We start from the raw sequence: 17,784 nt of genomic DNA, 5'->3' as shown, positions 1-17,784 counted from the left end.
GCGGCTTTTGCCCGTCGCAAACTGGCGCATGACGCCTCCCGTCGCGGTGCGGCGGGCTATCTGAGCGAGGTGCTGGCCGGGTATCGCGGAGTGCCGGTGTCGGGCTACATGCCGATGCGCACCGAGATCGACCCTTTGCCCGCCATGGCCGAAGCCGCCGCACATGGCGTCGTGGGCGTCCCGGTGATCCGCGCCAAGACACAGCCCTTGGTGTTCTCGCAATGGGAGCCCGACTGCGCGCTGGTCGATGGGCCCTTCGGCGCTATGGTGCCAGCCACGGAACGGCTGATCACCCCCGAAGTTCTGATCGTGCCACTGGTCGCGTTTTCCCGCGCTGGCGGGCGGCTGGGCTATGGCGGCGGATTTTACGACCGCACGCTGGAAATGCTGCGCGCGCAGCGCCCCACGCTGGCCATCGGGTTCGCCTATGCCGCACAGGAGGACGACAGCCTGCCTCTGGAGGACAGGGATCAGCCGCTGGATATGATTGTCACCGAACGCGGTGTGATTGACGTGAAAAGCTAGCGCAAAACCTGCATCGCGCCCGTCAACTGACCCCGGATTTCAGCCACGCCTCGGCCTGGTCACGCGCGGACAGGTCGAACGCCTTGAAATCGATGCCCGGCAAAAACCCGCCTTCGACCTCTGCTGCGGTTCGGATCCATGCGGCATCGGACAAGACCGCGCAGCGATCGAAGCGTGCCAGAAGGCTGAAGAGTTTGGGCAAGCGCGCCATTTCAACAGCGATGGCGCTGAGATCGGGAAAGGCAAAGGATGAGATCGTGTAGAGCATCCGCCCCGCGTTCACATCCTGAGACTTTTCGAGAAGGTCATCCAACCCGCTTGCCATCTCTTCGGACGTGATCTTGCCGGACAGGTCAAGATCGATACGGTTCGGCTCCGGCTTGGTGATTTTCAGCATGGTCCCCTCCTGTGTCTGGATCACCATTCCAGACCAAAAGAAACATCTCTGCCATGACCCACGTCAAGCCGGGCATGAAAACTGCCGGACATGTGATTTTGGGCCGCACGTCAATGTCGATTTCGCCCGTGAGATCAGGGGGACCGCCATGAGACGCGGGACCGATCCGGGCCGTCCTCTCGGATGGCGCCATTGATCTTTGCCTCGTGGTATCAGCCCGAGTGGGCCAGAATTTGCATCCAGATCGCGGTTTCATCGTAGAGTGTCCATTCGCGGCGAACCCCGCGTGGTCCGAATTCGGCCTGCGAAAGGCCCATCACGTGCACCTCGGCCCCCGTGGGGGCACCAAAGGCGCCCCAGCCATCGTGCTTGCCGGTCAATGACCAGCGGATCGCGGCGCGGGGCGGCATGTTGGGTTCTTCAAGACCGATCTGGTGATGAATGTCAAAACCGGCAAAGGGAAAAGACGCCCGCAGGCCCAGCCAGAAGGCGTCCACCTCGGCAGTGCCATGAACGGTACGCCCCCCCGGAAGGTCGGCCTGTATCGCCCGGTCGTATTGATCGGAGATCACCGACAGCTCGCCTGCCATGATACGGCTCAGCACTGCGGCGAGCGCCGCGCCCCACTGGTTGTCGTTGCCGCGCCCGGTATAGGGGCCCTGCACATCGACAGCCGGACGAAATGGCTGGGTTTCGGGATCAAGCCCGGCGATGCGGTCGCGCGCCCAGTCCTTGACGTCGAAGCCAAGCTGGCGAACGATTGCGCCATTGTCACGGATCCGCCATTCATCGCTGATCATGTTGTTTTTGGCATAGCAATCGGCAAGCGCCCGAACGCGAACCTTGCGCCCTGTCGCCGGCCCGAAGTGACCGTCTCCTGTGTGGGTCGCGGTCGACAGGATACGATGCGACGACAACATTCCGACCTCGGGCCTGCCAGACCAGATCACGTCTTCGCCCAGCAACGCCCGGTCCGGAAATTCATGCAGCGTGGCCATCGTCGCAGCCGTCATGGCCGGTTCACCGAAGGCGATTCCGCCGGGCGTGCGAATGATGACATCCGGATGGTAATAGTCCTTCATCCGCGCCGCGAGGCCACGGTCCTCCCAGATTTCCTTTGTGATCCCAAGGATATAGTCGGGAAAATCGGTGAAGCGGGTGTCGAAGCCTTTCATTGCAGCCTTTCCGGTCTGCGGGCCGATCCCTGCAGAATCACCGGCCCGTCAATTTCGATGCCCCATGCCTGCACCGAGGACGCTTCGATTTGGTTAACAGGCGTTCATTGTGTCGCCTGCCCCTTAAGCCCCTGCGGGTCCGCAACCCTGTGCGTCACGACGGACCCCCCGCATCTGCCTCGCTCCGTGTGATCAGCGATATCCACTGTTCCAAGGAACACCGCCGTCTGGGCAAACGGGCGCGATCCGGGACTGTCTATCCGGCCTGTCTATCGGGCCTATCCAAGCGAAGCGGGATCACGGCCTCAGCCGATCACGTCACGGATCGCATCCTCGATCTGGCGCAGGTTCTGCGGTTCCGAGAACCGATGGTCCGCGCCCTTGACCAATGTCAGTTTCACATCCGGGCTGTCGATGTGGTCCAGCAGCCGCAGCGCGGTCTCGCGGCGCACGGCGGTATCCTCGGTGCCCTGCATCAGGCGCACGGGGAACGGCATAGGCAAAGGGTTACGCAGCACGAGGTTGTCACGCCCATCCTCTATGAGGCGGCGGGTGATGATATAGGGATCGCCGTAATCGGACGGTACCGCCACCTGCCCGTCCTGCATGACCTGTCGGCGCTGATCGTCGGTAAAATCGGCCCAGAACCCGTCTTCGGTGAAATCGGGCGCGGCGGCTATGCCGACGAACCCCGCCACGTGCCGCAGCCGCCGGGTCAGCAGGCAGCCGATCCAGCCGCCCATCGACGACCCGACCAGCAGGATCGGTCCGTCGCATGTCGCCTCGATCACCGCCTGCGCATCGCGCGCCCAGTCACCGATGCAGCCCTCTTCGAAGACGCCGCCAGACGCGCCATGCCCGGAATAATCGAACCGCAGAAAGGCCCGGCCCAGCGCCTTGGCCCAGGCCTCCAGATGCACCGCCTTTGTGCCCTCCATGTCGGATTTATACCCCGACAGGAAGACGATGGTCGGAGCGTCGCCCTCTGTTTTGGCATAGGCGAGCGGCGTGCCGTTCGGCCCGTCGAGATGCTGAATCTGTGTCACATGTATCTCCATCTTTGCGCCGCCGCATCTTTGCGCAAGGTGCACCGGACCCCAAGAGGGGACTAGTCTTTTTCCACCTCGTCAAGCCTGAGCGCCAGACCTCCGCCGACCACCGCCAACACGGCAAAACCGCTGAGCGCCGTCACCGGACCGGCCAATGCCAGAAGACCGCCAAACGCCCCGGTGACCAGCAGCAACGCTCCGATGACCGTGTTGGCCAAAGCGGCGTAAGAGGCGCGTTGGTCCTCCGGAGACATATCGACAAGATAGACCGATCGCGCCGAGCGCACGCCCTGATAGGACAGCATGAAGAAGAACAGAAGTGCCGGAACCACCCAGCGCGTGTCGGCCCAGCCGGAAAGCTGCGCCAAAACAGCGAGGCTGGCAAAGGCCGCCGCAAGCGCTCCCGAAAGGAACAGCACCTTGCGCGCGGACCTGTCAGAGAGCCGTCCCCAGACATAGGAGCCGGCAAAAGCTGCCGCCGCCGAGGCCAGCAGCAATGCGCCGAGGTTGGACAAGGCCGATTGGCTGTCGCCGAGCATCACGAAATAGGGCGGGGCCAGCGCCGTCACGGTCAAGAGCCCGCGCACCACGATAAAGAGGCGGAACTGGCCGTCCACTTTCAGTGGCGACAGATCAAAGGCGCTGTCCGCCCCGTTGTGCGACGCGTCTTCTTCGATCCGCGCGAACAGCAAGGCGGCAAAGCCCCAAAGGACAGAGGCGAGCGCAATGGCTATCACGACCGGCGTTATATCACGAAGCAGGCCGGAGATGAGCAATCCGGCAAAGATCAGAACAGCGATCGACGCCGTGGATCCGGCTACGCCGGTGACCGCGCCGCGCCGGGTTTTCCGGACCGTCTTGCCAAGGATGTCCTTGTAACTGACGGAACTGGCAGCCCGCGACAGCGCCAGGACCGCCAATGCGCCGCAGAGCGCCAGCCCGGCGGTCCCGCCCTCCAGTGTCAAGGCGATCACCACGATGGCCCCGGCCGCAACAGCCTGCCCCGCCGATCCGGCAACCCAGGCCCATTTGCGATACGCCATCGAATGGACCCAACTGGCCAATACGATCTGCGGCAGCAAGGCGCCGGCCTCGCGGATCGGCACCAAAAACCCGGTCAGCGCAGCGGGCGCGCCCAGCGCAGTGGACAGCCAGCTGAGCACCAGTTTCGGGTCGATCAGGCCATCCGCCACCTTGGTCATCGACAGGCTGAGCATGTGGCGAATCCCGTTGCGCACCTCGCGCTGTGCAACCGGGCCGTCGGCATCGGTTATCTCTTCATAGGCCTGGGTGGTCGGGTCAGTCATGTCGCAGCGGTCCGCTTGGTTCCTCAAGACTTGGCAACCGCTGGCACCAGCTCTTGGTTCCGCATCACACACCAGTTGTCGTCTGCGCTATGCTTGCGTCGTAGCCATGCGGCACGGCGGCACGCGTTTGTCTGGCCGGCGAGGCTTTTGGACGCTACAGGCGTGATCACGGACCTGGATGGCCCTGCGCTGCACATCCTGTCCGGGTGTTTGTCCCGGCGGCGGGAACCACGTCATCCGTCGGGTTTTCTCTGGCTGATCCCGCCCGCGCCGTCTCTCATCCGCCGATATATGCGCCGGTTTTGGGACGGTAAAAGTTCTTCTGGTTGTGGAGTCGCCCCAGCAGGTCGCTTATCTGCTTCATCGACGCGTCAAGTTCGCGCGTCGTCTCATCCGGGCGGATGGGATCCGCGTCCTGATCGATCACGGCCGTATTGAGCGACTGTTTGGTGCTGCGCAACGCGTCTTCGATCAGCTCCATGTCCTCGACGGTCAATTCGAAACTGGTATTGTAGCCAGGCATTGTCTGCTCCCTACGCCGTGTGGTGGTGTAAACGTTTCCGAATACGGATGTCGGTATAGATAACAATTGCGTCGCATTCGTCCATAGCAAAGGAGGCCGGCAACCTCCTGAAATCCGGCGGTTTTCCATAATACTGTCGTATACCGCACAAAATTTCCGCGTTTTGATGCCATCGCGGGCGACTCGTTGCGCTCCGGTCTGCATGGCATGGCTTGACGGCAGACCGCCCCGCTGCCAAAAGCGCGGCACTATACATAACCCGCAACCGGGCGTTCCGTGGGCGCCAAACTGACGAGGAGCTGGGCCGATGAGCCAGATTTCCCTGACCTTTCCCGATGGCAATGCGCGCGACTACGATGCAGGGATCACCCCTGCCAAAGTCGCCGAGAGCATTTCCAAGTCCCTGTCCAAGAAAGCCATTTCCGCCACCGTGAATGGGGCGCATTGGGATCTGCAATGGCCGATCGAAAACGACGCGCAGATCGCCATCAACACGATGCAGGATGACGCACCGGCGCTCGAACTGATCCGGCACGACCTGGCGCACATCATGGCACGCGCGGTGCAGGAGATCTGGCCCGACGTCAAAGTCACCATCGGTCCGGTGCGTGACAACGGCTGGTTCTACGATTTCGACCGGGAAGAGCCGTTCACGCCCGAAGACCTTGGCGCGATCGAGAAGCGGATGAAAGAGATCATCAACGCGCGCGACGCGGTACGGACCGAGCTGTGGTCGCGCGAGAAGGTGCGCCAGCACTACACCGACAACGGCGAACCTTATAAAGTTGAAATCCTCGACAAGATCCCTGAAGGCGAAGAAATTCGCATGTATTGGCATGGCGACTGGATGGATCTGTGCCGCGGCCCGCACCTGCAGCATACCGGCCAGGTGCCTGCGGATGCGTTCAAGCTGATGAACGTCTCTGCCGCCTATTTCCTTGGCGACAACAATCGTCCGATGTTGCAACGGATCTACGGCGTCGCGTTCAGGAACCGCGACGACCTGAAGAAATACCTGACCTTCCTCGAAGAGGCCGACAAGCGCGATCACCGCCGTCTTGGCCGCGAGATGAACCTGTTTCACATGCAAGAGGAAGCGCCCGGCCAGATCTTCTGGCATCCGAACGGCTGGCGCATCTATACCCTGTTGCAGGATTACATGCGCCGCAAGCAGACCACCGGCGGATATGTCGAGGTGAACACTCCGCAAGTGGTGGACCGCAAGCTCTGGGAGGCGTCGGGCCACTGGGACAAGTACCAGGACCACATGTTCATCGTCGAAGTGGACGAAGAGCACGCCCGCGAAAAGGCGGTCAATGCGCTCAAGCCGATGAATTGCCCCGGTCATGTTCAGATTTTTAACCAGGGGTTAAAGTCTTACCGCGATCTTCCCCTGCGTATGGCCGAATTCGGGTCGTGCAATAGGTATGAACCCTCCGGGGCCCTGCACGGCATCATGCGCGTGCGCGGGTTCACCCAGGATGATGCCCATATTTTCTGTCGAGAGGACCAGATCGAAGATGAAACGAAACGCTTTATCGACTTCCTGTCAGAAATCTATCGCGACCTCGGATTTGAGCGGTTCAAGGTCAAGTTCTCCGACCGTCCCGACACCCGTGCCGGATCGGATGATGTCTGGGATAAATCCGAAGATGCCCTCAAGGCGGCCACGATTGCCGCGGGTTGCGAGTTCGAGCTGAACCCCGGCGAAGGCGCGTTTTATGGCCCCAAGCTGGAATTCGTTCTGACTGACGCGATTGGCCGGGATTGGCAATGCGGCACGCTGCAGGTCGATTTCGTGCTGCCGGACCGGCTGGACGCGACCTATATCGGGCAAGACGGGGCGCGCCATCGACCCGTCATGCTGCACCGCGCAACGCTCGGATCGTTCGAGAGGTTCATCGGCATCCTGATCGAGGAACACGCTGGCAAACTGCCCTTCTGGCTCGCTCCTCGCGAGGTGGTCGTGGCCTCCATCGTGTCGGAGGCGGATGAGTATGTGCACGAAGTCGTGGCCGAATTGACCAAGGCCGGTGTGCGCGCAGAGGCGGACACCCGCAACGAGAAGATCAATTACAAGGTGCGCGAACACAGCGTCGGCAAGGTGCCGGTGATCCTTGCCATCGGCCACCGAGAGGTCGCGGACCGGACAGTGACGGTGCGGCGCCTTGGCGAAAAGCAGACCGCTGTAACATCCCTGACCGATATCGTGAGCAGCCTCGAAAAAGAGGCGACACCGCCGGATCTTCTGTAACATTCCAGCGCTGGAAAGTTTCGAAAAGGCCCCGTCATGTAACGGGGCCTTTTCTATGTTCATGAAAAGCCTGAAAATTTTTCTCGCCATGCCTCACTGCGCATAACGCCGGTGTGATGCACGGCCCCGTGAATAGCGCGGCATGCTGCCGCAGGGCATGGTAGGGCTGTCGCGGCGTCGCCGATGCCGGCGGCACAGTTATTATCACGCGTCAGTACAAGGAGCTATCTCATGTCGAAGACACTCAAGACCGCCGCAATCGTTGGGGCCGTTGCCGCCAGCTTTGCCGCACACACCTCCACAGCGACAGCCCAGGCCAAGGAAAAATGCTTTGGCGTGTCGCTCGCCGGTGAGAACGATTGCGCCGCGGGTCCGGGCACAACCTGCGCCGGAACATCCACCGTGGATTTCCAGGGCAACGCATGGACCCTTGTCGATTCCGGCACCTGCACCGAAATCGAGCTTCCCGAAATGGCCGATGGCTCGGCGCGGACCGGATCGCTCGAAGAGCTGGAGCGCGACCTGCCACAAGGCTGAAACCATGACGAGATCGGTCAAACCTGGCCGATCTCCGACCATCACGGAGCCGGACATGCCTGATGCCACACATGCTTTCCGCCACCTGCCCGCCTGTCCCGGCGTTGGCTACAAGGCGCAGCATTTTACCGACATCCTGACCGATCCGAACCCGGTGGGATGGCTCGAAGTCCATGCCGAGAATTACATGGGCGATGGCGGACGCCCGATTGCGCAGCTCAAGGTCCTGTCCGAACGCTTTCCGATTTCCGTTCACGGTGTCGGACTGTCCATCGGCGGTGAAGGACGGCTTGACCCGGACCACCTGGCACGGCTCAAGCACCTCTGCGACTGGCTCGACCCGGCCAGCTTTTCCGAACATCTGGCATGGTCGACCCATGACAGTCATTTCCTGAACGATCTGCTTCCCCTGCCCTATACCAATGACACGCTCGCACGTGTCGCCGACCATATTGACGAGGTACAGACGACGCTGGGCCGCCGCATGCTGCTGGAAAACCCGTCCTCCTACCTTGCCTTTGCAGAAAGCACGTGGTCCGAGACGGATTTCCTCGCTGAACTTGTGCGTCGGACGGACTGCGGCCTCTTGTTGGACGTGAACAATGTCTTCGTGTCCGCAACCAATCTCGACTATTCTCCGCAAGGGTATATCGACGCCTACCCGCTGGACGCAGTAGGCGAAATCCATCTTGGCGGTCATGACGAGGACGAAGACGATCATGGCGCGCCCCTGTTGATCGACAGCCACGGCCGTGCCGTGGTTGACCCGGTCTGGCAGTTGCTCGACCACACTCTGGCGCAATCCGGCCCCAAGCCGCTCTTGGTGGAATGGGACACCGATGTGCCCGACTGGCCCGTCCTCGCCGCCGAAGCGCGCCGGGCCGACGCAGCCCTGAACCGGGTGCTGGCGTGACCAGCCAAACAAGCTTTCACTCAGGCCTGCTGGCACCGTCCGCCCCTGTGCCAGAGGGGCTGACCGATGGCCACGACCACCCCGCCGGGCGGCGCTATGGCGTCTATCGCAACAATGTCACGGTGGCCCTGCGACAGGCTTTGGCAGACGGGTTTCCCGCCATCGTTGGGCTGATCGGGCGGGAGAATTTTGATCATCTCGCACGGGGTTTCCTGCGGCAGGCACCGCCCCGATCTCCGGTAATGTCGCAATACGGGTCGGCGTTCCCGGATTTCCTTGCCAGCGTCGAACAATTGGCACAGCTGCCCTATCTTGGCGACGTCGCCCGGATCGACCTGGCCATGCGCCAAAGCTACCACGCCGCCGACAGCACCGGGATCGATCCGGCCGTGTTGCAGGCACTGGACGAGCCGACATTGCTGACCACCCGCATTGACCTCGCCCCGTCGCTGCGGGTGATCCGGTCACGCTGGCCCATCGGGGCAATCTGGCATTACACCCTGCGCGGCGCGGACAAGCCATCCGGCGGACCCCAGGACGTGGCGGTCCTGCGCGCAGAATACGATCCAGAACCAGTCATCCTTGGCCCCGGTGCGACCGAGGTGCTGGCCGCCTTTCAGGACGGCAAACCCTTCGGCGCGGCCATCGCGGCCGGCGGCGCGGCCTTCGATCTTGCGCGTTTGCTGACCCTGCTCCTGGCCCAGAACGCAATCACGGCACTGAGACCTTCATCATCTGTTAGCTAGGAATTCGAGCCATGGACCGCATAGTCAGCCTATACTCCGAGATTTTCACAAGCCTGGAGCGCGCTCTTGACGGGGTTATCCCCCTGCTTGCCCGCTTTGTCTTTGCCGCGACCCTCCTGATATACTTCTGGTCCTCGGCGATGACGAAACTTGGCGACGGGCTCACGGGACTTGTCCTGCCCTCCGACGGCGCCTATGCGCAAATCTTTCCCCAACAGATGGACGCCGTTGTCTATGACGTCTCGCAATTGTCGGTGTTTCACTGGCTGGTCGTGGTTGCCGGCACATGGGCCGAGTTCATCCTCCCGATGCTGATCGTGATCGGGCTTTTTACCCGGTTGGCCGCGCTCGGAATGATCGGCTTTGTCAGCGTTCAAAGCCTGACCGACCTATATGGTCACGGCGGCATTGCACATGCCGAAACCCTGGGCGCTTGGTTCGACAGGGTGCCGGACAGCGCAATTCTAGACCAGCGGGCCTTCTGGATGTTTCTGTTTGTGACGCTTGTGATCAAGGGCGCGGGCGCGCTTTCGATCGACCGTATCCTGTCGCGGCAGGTGTTCGGCACATCGGTCCGTCCCGCCTGACCCCTTGCACCGGCGCGGCTGACCGTTATCTCTTGATCAGCAGCGAAGGCGAAAGGCGCATATGTCAGATCGAACAGTTTTCAGGATCAGCGGAGCCGAGGCACAGGAGTTTCTTCAGGGGCTCGTCACGAATGACGTGGCCAACCTGAGCGAGGGTCTGGTCTATGCCGCGATGTTGACGCCACAGGGTAAATATCGCGCGGATTTCCTGCTTGTGCCAGACGGGGAAAACATTCTTCTCGACGTGGCGGCACCTCTTGCCGCCGATCTGAAAAAAGCGCTGACGATGTACAAGCTGCGCTCCAAGGTGGAGATCGAAGAGACCGACCTGGCCGTGACCCGCGGGCTGGGCGATGCACCGGATGGCGCCTTTGCCGACCCGCGTGACCCGGCATTGGGCTGGCGTGGATATGATGGCCAGCCAGGGGATGCAGATGTTGACTGGGACGCGGTGCGCGTTGCCGCGCTGGTGCCTGAAAGCGGGATAGAACTGACCGAAGACAGTTACATCCTGGAAATGGGCTTCGAGCGTTTGAACGGCGTTGATTTCCGCAAGGGCTGTTTCGTCGGACAGGAAGTTGTCGCCCGGATGAAACACAAGACACAACTGCGCAAAGGGCTGGCACGGGTTGCGCTGGAAGGGAGGGCCCCGGTGGGCACAGAGATCCTCTGTGGCGAAAAGACGGCCGGTACGCTTTTCACGCAGGCGGGCGATCAGGGTTTGGCCTATCTGCGCTATGATCGCGCCGGAAGTGATATGCGCGCCGAGGATGCAACGGTGCATTACACCCCGTGATCCGACGCCCAAAGCCCTGCGCGAGACCGGCCCGGCAGGGTTTGAACTGCACAGCCCATGACAGGGCCGAAGTGAAGGAAGCGGCGCCGCCCCGGAGGTCGACAACTCTATCCCTGTGACGGGGTCTCCCCCGTGACCAAGGGGCAAAGCCCCGGCAAGATCGATCTTCGGTTGGTCGACGCGTCGCCGCGCCTCACCGATGAGATGTCTGTCGCGGCATGGGAGTGACCCTTCCCGCTCGGTGCGCACCGTGCGGAAGATATCACTCAAAATGGGTTAACGACCGGGAAATGCCGCGTGCGGAGGCACCCGTTGCAGACCCAGCGTGTCAGGCGCCAAATCTGCGGATAGCCTGGGTGATCAGGCGCGTTCAGCGTATTCCATGGTCTCGGTGTTCACCACGATCATCTCGTCCTGGCCGACAAAGGGCGGCACCATGACCTTGACCCCGTTGTCGAGCACCGCCGGTTTGAAGCTGTTCGCGGCAGTCTGGCCTTTGACCACGGGTTCGGTCTCGTCGATCTTGCAGGTCACTTTCTGTGGCAAAGACGCATTGAGCGCCTCTGTCTCGTAGAACTCGACCACGATGGTCATGCCGTCCTGAAGGAACGGACGGCGTTCACCAAGAATATCAGCAGGCAATTCGACCTGGTCGTATGTTTCGGTGTCCATGAACACGAGCATACCGTCAGACTCGTACAGGAACTGCATGTCCCTTTGTTCCAGACGCACGCGTTCCACCTTGTCGGCCGAGCGGAAGCGTTCATTCAGTTTCGATCCGTTGCGCAGGTTTTTCATCTCGACCTGTGCGAAGGCGCCACCCTTGCCGGGTTTGACGTGGTCGACCTTCACCGCGGCCCATAGGCCATCATTATGTTCGAGGACGTTTCCAGGGCGGATCTCGTTACCGTTGATCTTGGGCATGGCGAAACCTTGTCAGGAGGTTGATAGAAAGGTGCCGGTCCCTATATCTGGGAGATGTTGCACTGTCCAGACAACCAGATATCGTTTCAAACCGGCGTCCCGGTATGCCCTAATTGCATAAAAGGTATGCGAAAATGGGGTATCCGAATCGTCTGGAATGCGCCATAAGCAACCTCACGCCGGAAAACACAAGAGCAATAATCACAGGACGGATCATGAAAGATTTCGTTGACGGTACCGCCTTCAACGCGGAGCAAGGTAATCGCGCACGCAAGCTGTTCGCTGCCGTGGTCCTCGCCGCATTGGATGACGCAATTGCCGATGACAAGAAATATGGCAACGGGCCGGAGCAGATCGCGCGTTGGGCGCGGTCGCGCGACGGTCGCGAAGTGCTGAGCTGCGCGGGCATCGACCCCAACGAACGGGTCGTCGAAGGCCTGATGGAGTTCGTTGGAAAGGGTGTGCGCACCTCGGTGGCGCTGTCACGCGAAGAAAGCGAACGCCGCAACGCCGCTGCCCTTCAGGCAGAAGCGGCTTAACCACCTGCTCTGAAACAAGAAAGCGCATCCTTTTGAGGATGCGCTTTCTTGTTGTTCAGCAGAAATGCAACGTGTCTGTCCCCGCCGGGTCAGACATGACCTGGCAAACCCTTGAAGTTTGGTCAAAGAGCGCAGCCCGTGTCTGCGATCCCTGCGCCTGTGCAGCTTGACCGACAGCGGTCAGTCAAAGTCTCGCGACACCAGCATGCGGTGAATCTCCCGCCGCACCAGTTTGCGCACGTTTCGCGTGATGCGTTCGCCCAGCGCGCCCTGAAGTTCCTTGCGGACAATATCGCCGACCAGCTCTCTGAGGATCTGTTCATCGATCTCGAACGGCGCATCCCCATCGGGTGATTCCGTTGAAAACTCATGCGACGGCTGATCCGCGTCATCCTGTATCGGCAACTCGACGTCCACCTGTGGCGACTCCGGCTCCTGTGGCGGCTGCTTCTGGGGCGGCCATGCATCCCGCGCATTCACCACATTTGACGCGTCGGTGCCCGTCTCCTCTTCTGCCTCGATATAGGGGGCAGGATCGGGCCACTCCATCGGCTCGTTCGCGCGGGCAAGATCGTCCGCATCGGGCCGATCCCGTTCTTCCTCGAAGTCCTGGTTGGCATCGCGGGCCACAAGCCGGCCCAGAGCCGCAACCTTGTCCTCAAGCGTTTGCGGGGGCTGCTCCGGCACGGGGTCAGGCGCGGGCGTCTCTATCGCTGGTTTACCTGTGTAATGGGAATGCTTGAATTCCACTGCGGCGACATCCGCCTCGTCCGCATCCTCGGCCCGGTCGTGATCCTTTGTGTCAGCTTGAAATGCCACCGCGTCCTCACCTGCATACTTACCGTCTTCCACGGCCGCCTCGCTGGCATCAAAGGCCGCGGCGACCTCTTCTTCAATCAGGCGGCTGAGTTCGGTGCGGCGCGTATCATCCCGGTCTTCTGTCCCGGTGGTGTCTTCCTCGACCTCATCGAAATCGGGAAACCCACCCTCGACCCTGCCGAATTCAGCCAGACGGGCATCGCCGGGAATCGTTTCCATCGGGCGTTCATTGACCTGTCCGGCACCGGGGGTGTTGAGAGGCTCGGTCAAAAGCACCGGCTCTGCCCTGGTTGCCGGCGGCGTCGTGTCGTCCTTGACCCGCTGCTCCGGAGTCAGAACCAACCGTTCGGGCCGCTGCGCCCGGTCGGGTTTGCGGGCCGGCGGAACAGGACGCGCTTCGTCCGCCACGAGCTTGCGGATCGACGTCAGGACATCTTCGATTTCCGCGTTTTTCACGGGATCAGACATGGTTCACCACTGCTACCTCGGACACAAGGTAGCCGGGTCGCACTCATCGCACAACAGATGAAGAAAAACTTAGTTTTTTCCTAGTGACTGAAGAACACGGTCAAGCTTCTGACCCTGCTCGCTTTTCTGAATCGGGCTGTCTTTGACCAGGTTGTAGTAGGAGATCGGATCATATTGCTGCACGTTCAGACGCAAATCCGACGCGGTCAAGCGCCCCAAGGTGGACAGGACACGATAAGCTGCAAGGTCCTGGTCCACCTTCGCCGAAATCCGCGCCGAGCGTGCATTGAGCAATTCCTGCTCCGCGTTCAGGACATCCAGCGTCGTGCGTGCGCCAAGTTCAGCCTCTTCGCGCACGCCGCGGAAGGCCACCGTGGCCGCCCTCACCTGGCGTTCTGTCGACTCGAGACTGGCCGCCGCGATTCGCAGTTGCGCATAGGCGTTGCCGACATTTTGTGACACCTGATCGATGGCCTGGTGCAATTCGCCGCGCGCCTGATCACGATTGGCCATTGCCTGACGGACAAGCGATGTCAGACGGCCGCCCTGGTAGATCGGCCCCCCGGCCTCTACCCCGACAGACCCGCCACGCGAAAAGCGATCCGAGTCCACCCCCTCGGTCACGGTCAGACGACCGGCAAGCCGCACAGATGGATTCATCGCCGCCTTGGCGCGCAGAATGCCGAGTTCGGACGCCGAGATCCGGTGTTGGACCGATTTGATCTGCGGATGGGCGCGCACGGCAATCGCCTTGGCCGCATCGACGCTGTCCGGCAAATTCGGCAGGCTTTGAACCGGTTGAAGATTGTTCGGCAAGCGGCCAACGATGGCAAGATATTGTTCGCGGGCCACCGTCAAGGAGCCCTCTGCCGCAGCAAGCTGGCTGCGGGCGGCGGCAAGGCGCGCCTCGGCCAAAGACGTATCGGTCCGGGTCACCTCCCCGACTTCGAAACGTTGCTGGGCGGCATTCAGCTCTTGCCTGATCAGACGCACGTTGTTTTCGCGAAGTGCGACGTTTTCAATCGCCCGGCGCACCTCCAGGTGCGCCTCGACCGCAGACAACAGAACCTGCTGTTCGACATTGATCAGCTGCTGCCGGGTTCCCAGCACGGCCTCTTTGGCCGTCTCGAGGGCAAACTTGTTTTGCCCGCTGTCAAAGACCGTCAATTCAGCGACAAGGCTGGCGGACACGCTGTTCGAGACTGTCGGAACGATCGTATTGCGTGTCGATTCGCTACGGCTGGTCCCGAATTGGCGTGTCGCGTCCGCTGACCATGAAATCACCGGTCGCAAGGCCGCCATGGCCTGCGCGACGTCCTCGTCAGCCGCGCGCAGGACCGCCCGGTTCTGTTCGAGAAGACCGCTGGTGTTATAGGCCCCGATCATCGCGTCAGCCAGCGTATCCGCCTTGACCACGGAGCCGGTCACGGCAAGGCCGCAGGCCATCGCAAGTGCCGTAAGTTTCACGCGTTTCGCCATTCCCGATGCCTCCCAGGACATATCACTGCAGACTAGTATCACCGATCACTGCAGACTAGTGTCACCGACGCGGACTCAGAGCGCGAAGGTGGTCTCTTTTTCAAACCCCGGCAAGACCGGCGCGGATGCATTGAATGCATGGCGCCACGACATCTTGCCATCAATCTTGTATCCGATCCGGACAACGCCAAGCGCGCCTTCCATGAAGACGCATCCGATCCGCCCGCCTTCCTTGAGCTGATCGATCAGCACCTGTGGAAGCTCTTCGACGCTGCCCTGAACAATGATCGCATCATACGGGCCGTGCTGCGCCGCGCCATCGGTCAATGGCCCCGTGTGCACCAGGACATTGTCTGCACCATGCTCGGACAGAAGCGTTTGCGCCTCGGTGGCAAGGCTCGCATCCTCTTCCACGGCGATCACCGCCTCCGCCATGCTCGCGATCACCGCCGAGGAATAGCCGTAGCCGATGCCGATATCGAGGACCAGGTCACTGTTCTTGACATTGATCGCATCCAGCAACTTGCCCAGCGTACGCGGCTCCAAAACCACGCGGTGCGGCGCAATCCGGATGTTTTCGCTGACATAGGCCGCCTCGACCTGGTCTCGCGGCACGAATTGCTCTCGCGGCACGGATAGCATCGCATCGATGATCGGAAACTTGGTCACATCCGCAGGACGCACCTGTGTATCGACCATCATCATCCGGCGGGCAGCAAAGTCTGTCATGGGCTAAACTCATTCGTTCAGTTTGCGTCACGACTCTTGCCACAGGTCGCCGGGTTCAGCAATGCGCAGCGCACGCGAAATCCTCGCATGTCATCGGGCTGCACCCAGCCCCGATATCCGCTTGACGCGCCTCGCGCGACCGCCTATTCGAAAGTCCACTCTGGCGAGTTGGCGGAGTGGTGACGCAGCGGATTGCAAATCCGTGTACACCGGTTCGATTCCGGTACTCGCCTCCAATAAAATCAATGACTTGCGTCATCTTTGACCTCCTTCGCCGTTGGTTTTGAAACAATCGTTGAAACTTTCATGGTTCGTTCTTTTCGCGCGCCAGTCGGTTCCGAGCCTCCTGAGCGCGGCTTGCGAGCTCTCGTTGCCGGACCTGACCACCATATTTCTTCAGCATCTCAACGCCAGAATGTCCGGTCACAGACTTGACCATCTCGTCATCACAGCCGGCCAGATAGAGCTCGATCGTCGCGTTTTTCCGTAACCCGTGGGTCTTGTACCGCGCGGCATCAGCGTGCTTCATCCGCGCCTTTATCGCGCGCATTTCCTGAGCAATCGTGCGGTAGCTGACGGGCTGACCATTGGAGTCGGTGACTAGGCGCCCCTCTCGACGCTCCAAGCCTTGCAAATAGTCACTCAGGCGATCCGTAAGTGGGATCCATAACGGTTTATTCGTCTTGCCTTGGGTCAGATCGAAGCCGTCGTTCGCAACATGCGCCCACTCCATCTTGAGGATGTCGCCAATTCTCTGTCCAGTCCCAAGGCAAAGCTCGTAGACAAGGCGCGCCCGCGGAGTTGCGAGCCCTTCAAATTCATCCCGCACATCATCTGGCCACGGCTCCCATCCATCGCTTTGCTGCTTGAAGAGCGGGATTCCTTTTGCCGGGTTGCCGTGCTCTTTCCTCGTAACCCCAATCAAGCGCGCATGGTTCATCAGGACCACCATCACCTGCACGAGATAGTTCGCCTGTCGCCAGTGGTCTGCATTGGCGCGATGCAATTCATAAATGTGATGCGTTTCGATCTTGGCAGGGTCTTTGTCGTCCCAGATCTCTCGTATGTGGGACATGTAACGCCTATAATCGGACTTCGTGCGCGGCTTGAGTTTCTTGTAAGCGTCGCTTTGAAAATAGCTCTTGATCAACGCCTCAAAGTTCCGCTTAACCGGCTTTGGGGCCGGTTTACCCCGCAGCAACCGGTTATGATGATCCCAAAACTCGGGTGAGCCCACCTCTTCGTGCATCATGACAGAAATGCCTCGGGCACGTCTTATGAAACGCACGTAACCACGGTCGCGATACACGTACTTGGGCAGGCTCTTTCTAGTCATTCTCGCATTCTCAAGTCGCCATTGAGAAATTCATCGCTGCTGTCCGGTTCGGCCATGCCGGCATCGACCGTGACGCTGCCATCAGGCTTGATTTCGAACCTCGCCCTCAACCAGCCTGCCTCCCGGGCCTCGCGAATGAGGGCAGATGCAGCTTGGCGCGCGGTCGTGTGAACATTTCTTTGCGTCATATTTTTTCCCGTCAGTGCATCAATCTGCCGCCGTTTCGGCATGCTTTTGATCTGCCCGTTTCTTGGCAGCCAACAAAGCTCGAACGACCTCGGAGTTTTGCGAGCTATAGTTACGCTGAGCCTCTTCTTTGACCCAGTCTTTGAGCTCTTTTGGCAGCCGGAGCATCAGCGGTTCGCGACAGTGCATCAATTCACCTCCCGTGTCGGCTTGACTTATACATGGCGAGCCGCCAGCATTGCGTCAACAATAAAAACATGGCTAGGAGCCAGTATGGCTGATTATCCTTCATCAACCCAAGACAAATACATCATCCGTATGCCTGACGGCTTGCGGGATCGGATCCGGGAAAAAGCGGAAGCGAACCGCAGGAGCATGAACGCCGAGATCGTCGCGTTGCTGGAAGAGCACTACCCGCCGAAGACTCCGGAGACCGTTCAAGAACCGGCCGCGCGGATCCTGCTTTGGCTCGCCAAACGTATAAGGCGACAAGAC

At 60.7% G+C, this 17,784-nt stretch carries 21 protein-coding genes and 1 tRNA gene; 10 read left to right on the top strand and 12 right to left on the bottom strand.

The window, feature by feature from the left end; translation table 11 throughout:
• The coding region (locus LCF59_RS16200; RefSeq protein WP_292288661.1) for a 5-formyltetrahydrofolate cyclo-ligase at positions 1 to 525 on the top strand (525 nt) is incomplete at its 5' end.
• A 22-nt stretch (positions 526 to 547) separates the two neighbouring features.
• Here the strand turns inward: LCF59_RS16200 and LCF59_RS16195 are convergent.
• From LCF59_RS16195 to LCF59_RS16175, 5 genes are all read right to left on the bottom strand, one after another.
• Positions 548 to 922: an STAS/SEC14 domain-containing protein gene (locus tag LCF59_RS16195; RefSeq protein ID WP_292288660.1), complete on the bottom strand. Its 375-nt coding sequence runs from the start codon at positions 920 to 922 to the stop codon at positions 548 to 550.
• Positions 923 to 1,134: 212 nt separating this feature from the next.
• Entirely contained in the window at positions 1,135 to 2,097 is a 963-nt protein-coding gene (locus LCF59_RS16190) for an ester cyclase (RefSeq protein ID WP_292288659.1), read from the bottom strand.
• Positions 2,098 to 2,402: 305 nt separating this feature from the next.
• A complete protein-coding gene (locus LCF59_RS16185; RefSeq protein ID WP_292288658.1) occupies positions 2,403 to 3,143 on the bottom strand; it encodes an alpha/beta hydrolase in 741 nt (246 codons plus the stop codon).
• 62 nt (positions 3,144 to 3,205) lie between these two features.
• On the bottom strand, positions 3,206 to 4,453 hold the full coding sequence (locus tag LCF59_RS16180; protein WP_292288657.1) for an MFS transporter: 1,248 nt from the start codon (positions 4,451 to 4,453) through the stop codon (positions 3,206 to 3,208).
• 277 nt (positions 4,454 to 4,730) lie between these two features.
• Entirely contained in the window at positions 4,731 to 4,976 is a 246-nt protein-coding gene (locus tag LCF59_RS16175) for a hypothetical protein (RefSeq protein WP_292288656.1), read from the bottom strand.
• 307 nt (positions 4,977 to 5,283) lie between these two features.
• Between LCF59_RS16175 and thrS the strand changes: the two genes are divergently transcribed.
• From thrS to LCF59_RS16145, 6 genes are all read left to right on the top strand, one after another.
• Entirely contained in the window at positions 5,284 to 7,230 is a 1,947-nt protein-coding gene (gene thrS / locus LCF59_RS16170; RefSeq protein ID WP_292288655.1) for a threonine--tRNA ligase, read from the top strand.
• A gap of 231 nt (positions 7,231 to 7,461) precedes the next feature.
• Positions 7,462 to 7,767 carry a DUF2282 domain-containing protein gene (locus LCF59_RS16165; RefSeq protein WP_292288654.1) on the top strand — a complete coding sequence of 102 codons (306 nt, stop codon included), beginning with the start codon at positions 7,462 to 7,464 and terminating at the stop codon, positions 7,765 to 7,767.
• A gap of 55 nt (positions 7,768 to 7,822) precedes the next feature.
• Complete coding sequence (locus LCF59_RS16160; RefSeq protein WP_292288653.1) at positions 7,823 to 8,680, top strand: DUF692 domain-containing protein; 858 nt, start codon at positions 7,823 to 7,825, stop codon at positions 8,678 to 8,680.
• Positions 8,677 to 9,426, top strand: coding sequence for a DNA-binding domain-containing protein (locus tag LCF59_RS16155; protein ID WP_292288652.1), 750 nt, complete (start codon positions 8,677 to 8,679; stop codon positions 9,424 to 9,426). The genes LCF59_RS16160 and LCF59_RS16155 overlap by 4 nt, the downstream gene beginning before the upstream one ends.
• 11 nt (positions 9,427 to 9,437) lie before the next feature.
• On the top strand, positions 9,438 to 10,013 hold the full coding sequence (locus tag LCF59_RS16150; RefSeq protein ID WP_292288651.1) for a DoxX family protein: 576 nt from the start codon (positions 9,438 to 9,440) through the stop codon (positions 10,011 to 10,013).
• A gap of 61 nt (positions 10,014 to 10,074) precedes the next feature.
• Positions 10,075 to 10,809: a folate-binding protein gene (locus LCF59_RS16145; protein ID WP_292288650.1), complete on the top strand. Its 735-nt coding sequence runs from the start codon at positions 10,075 to 10,077 to the stop codon at positions 10,807 to 10,809.
• A 360-nt stretch (positions 10,810 to 11,169) separates the two neighbouring features.
• Here LCF59_RS16145 and efp read toward each other — a convergent pair whose 3' ends face one another.
• Entirely contained in the window at positions 11,170 to 11,733 is a 564-nt protein-coding gene (gene efp / locus LCF59_RS16140; protein ID WP_292288649.1) for an elongation factor P, read from the bottom strand.
• A gap of 215 nt (positions 11,734 to 11,948) precedes the next feature.
• Between efp and LCF59_RS16135 the strand changes: the two genes are divergently transcribed.
• On the top strand, positions 11,949 to 12,272 hold the full coding sequence (locus LCF59_RS16135) for a DUF6280 family protein (RefSeq protein WP_292288648.1): 324 nt from the start codon (positions 11,949 to 11,951) through the stop codon (positions 12,270 to 12,272).
• 180 nt (positions 12,273 to 12,452) lie between these two features.
• Here the strand turns inward: LCF59_RS16135 and LCF59_RS16130 are convergent, their stop codons facing one another.
• From LCF59_RS16130 to LCF59_RS16120, 3 genes are all read right to left on the bottom strand, one after another.
• Positions 12,453 to 13,559 carry a hypothetical protein gene (locus LCF59_RS16130; RefSeq protein WP_292288647.1) on the bottom strand — a complete coding sequence of 369 codons (1,107 nt, stop codon included), beginning with the start codon at positions 13,557 to 13,559 and terminating at the stop codon, positions 12,453 to 12,455.
• A gap of 69 nt (positions 13,560 to 13,628) precedes the next feature.
• The gene (locus LCF59_RS16125) at positions 13,629 to 15,026 is read right to left on the bottom strand and encodes a TolC family outer membrane protein (RefSeq protein WP_292288646.1); all 1,398 of its coding nucleotides are present in this window, start codon (positions 15,024 to 15,026) and stop codon (positions 13,629 to 13,631) included.
• Positions 15,027 to 15,113: 87 nt separating this feature from the next.
• Entirely contained in the window at positions 15,114 to 15,767 is a 654-nt protein-coding gene (locus tag LCF59_RS16120; protein WP_292288645.1) for a protein-L-isoaspartate O-methyltransferase, read from the bottom strand.
• Between the two features lie 162 nt (positions 15,768 to 15,929).
• Here LCF59_RS16120 and LCF59_RS16115 point away from each other — a divergent pair.
• A tRNA-Cys gene (locus tag LCF59_RS16115) sits at positions 15,930 to 16,003 on the top strand.
• 68 nt (positions 16,004 to 16,071) lie between these two features.
• On the opposite strand, the gene xerC is transcribed toward LCF59_RS16115, so the two are convergent.
• Genes xerC through LCF59_RS17795 form a run of 3 tightly spaced genes read right to left on the bottom strand, consistent with a single transcriptional unit; the run spans position 16,072 to position 17,457 of the window.
• Positions 16,072 to 17,103, bottom strand: coding sequence for a tyrosine recombinase XerC (xerC, locus tag LCF59_RS16110; RefSeq protein WP_292288644.1), 1,032 nt, complete (start codon positions 17,101 to 17,103; stop codon positions 16,072 to 16,074).
• The gene (locus LCF59_RS16105) at positions 17,100 to 17,333 is read right to left on the bottom strand and encodes a hypothetical protein (protein WP_292288643.1); all 234 of its coding nucleotides are present in this window, start codon (positions 17,331 to 17,333) and stop codon (positions 17,100 to 17,102) included. Before LCF59_RS16105 ends, xerC begins: the two co-directional genes overlap by 4 nt.
• Positions 17,311 to 17,457: an Arc family DNA-binding protein gene (locus LCF59_RS17795; protein ID WP_367273417.1), complete on the bottom strand. Its 147-nt coding sequence runs from the start codon at positions 17,455 to 17,457 to the stop codon at positions 17,311 to 17,313. The genes LCF59_RS16105 and LCF59_RS17795 overlap by 23 nt, the downstream gene beginning before the upstream one ends.
• Positions 17,458 to 17,562: 105 nt before the next feature.
• On the opposite strand from LCF59_RS17795, the gene LCF59_RS16100 reads away from it, so the two are divergent.
• On the top strand, positions 17,563 to 17,784 hold a 222-nt coding region (locus tag LCF59_RS16100; protein ID WP_292288642.1), incomplete at its 3' end, for an Arc family DNA-binding protein.

The sequence above is a fragment of the Marivita sp. genome (assembly GCF_020055675.1).
In the GTDB taxonomy this organism is placed as follows: domain Bacteria; phylum Pseudomonadota; class Alphaproteobacteria; order Rhodobacterales; family Rhodobacteraceae; genus Marivita.
This window is presented reverse-complemented; position numbering and strand designations above follow the sequence as displayed.

What these genes read in the sequence shown, in the direction of transcription:
- LCF59_RS16160 (WP_292288653.1), top strand. Translation starts at nt 7,823, where the DNA reads ATGCCTGATGCCACACATGCTTTCCGCCACCTGCCCGCCTGTCCCGGC.
- LCF59_RS16130 (WP_292288647.1), bottom strand. Translation starts at nt 13,559, where the DNA reads ATGTCTGATCCCGTGAAAAACGCGGAAATCGAAGATGTCCTGACGTCG.
- thrS (WP_292288655.1), top strand. Translation starts at nt 5,284, where the DNA reads ATGAGCCAGATTTCCCTGACCTTTCCCGATGGCAATGCGCGCGACTAC.
- efp (WP_292288649.1), bottom strand. Translation starts at nt 11,733, where the DNA reads ATGCCCAAGATCAACGGTAACGAGATCCGCCCTGGAAACGTCCTCGAA.
- LCF59_RS16180 (WP_292288657.1), bottom strand. Translation starts at nt 4,453, where the DNA reads ATGACTGACCCGACCACCCAGGCCTATGAAGAGATAACCGATGCCGAC.
- LCF59_RS17795 (WP_367273417.1), bottom strand. Translation starts at nt 17,457, where the DNA reads ATGCTCCGGCTGCCAAAAGAGCTCAAAGACTGGGTCAAAGAAGAGGCT.
- LCF59_RS16195 (WP_292288660.1), bottom strand. Translation starts at nt 922, where the DNA reads ATGCTGAAAATCACCAAGCCGGAGCCGAACCGTATCGATCTTGACCTG.
- LCF59_RS16105 (WP_292288643.1), bottom strand. Translation starts at nt 17,333, where the DNA reads ATGCCGAAACGGCGGCAGATTGATGCACTGACGGGAAAAAATATGACG.
- LCF59_RS16175 (WP_292288656.1), bottom strand. Translation starts at nt 4,976, where the DNA reads ATGCCTGGCTACAATACCAGTTTCGAATTGACCGTCGAGGACATGGAG.
- LCF59_RS16145 (WP_292288650.1), top strand. Translation starts at nt 10,075, where the DNA reads ATGTCAGATCGAACAGTTTTCAGGATCAGCGGAGCCGAGGCACAGGAG.
- xerC (WP_292288644.1), bottom strand. Translation starts at nt 17,103, where the DNA reads ATGACTAGAAAGAGCCTGCCCAAGTACGTGTATCGCGACCGTGGTTAC.
- LCF59_RS16165 (WP_292288654.1), top strand. Translation starts at nt 7,462, where the DNA reads ATGTCGAAGACACTCAAGACCGCCGCAATCGTTGGGGCCGTTGCCGCC.
- LCF59_RS16120 (WP_292288645.1), bottom strand. Translation starts at nt 15,767, where the DNA reads ATGACAGACTTTGCTGCCCGCCGGATGATGATGGTCGATACACAGGTG.
- LCF59_RS16135 (WP_292288648.1), top strand. Translation starts at nt 11,949, where the DNA reads ATGAAAGATTTCGTTGACGGTACCGCCTTCAACGCGGAGCAAGGTAAT.
- LCF59_RS16150 (WP_292288651.1), top strand. Translation starts at nt 9,438, where the DNA reads ATGGACCGCATAGTCAGCCTATACTCCGAGATTTTCACAAGCCTGGAG.
- LCF59_RS16190 (WP_292288659.1), bottom strand. Translation starts at nt 2,097, where the DNA reads ATGAAAGGCTTCGACACCCGCTTCACCGATTTTCCCGACTATATCCTT.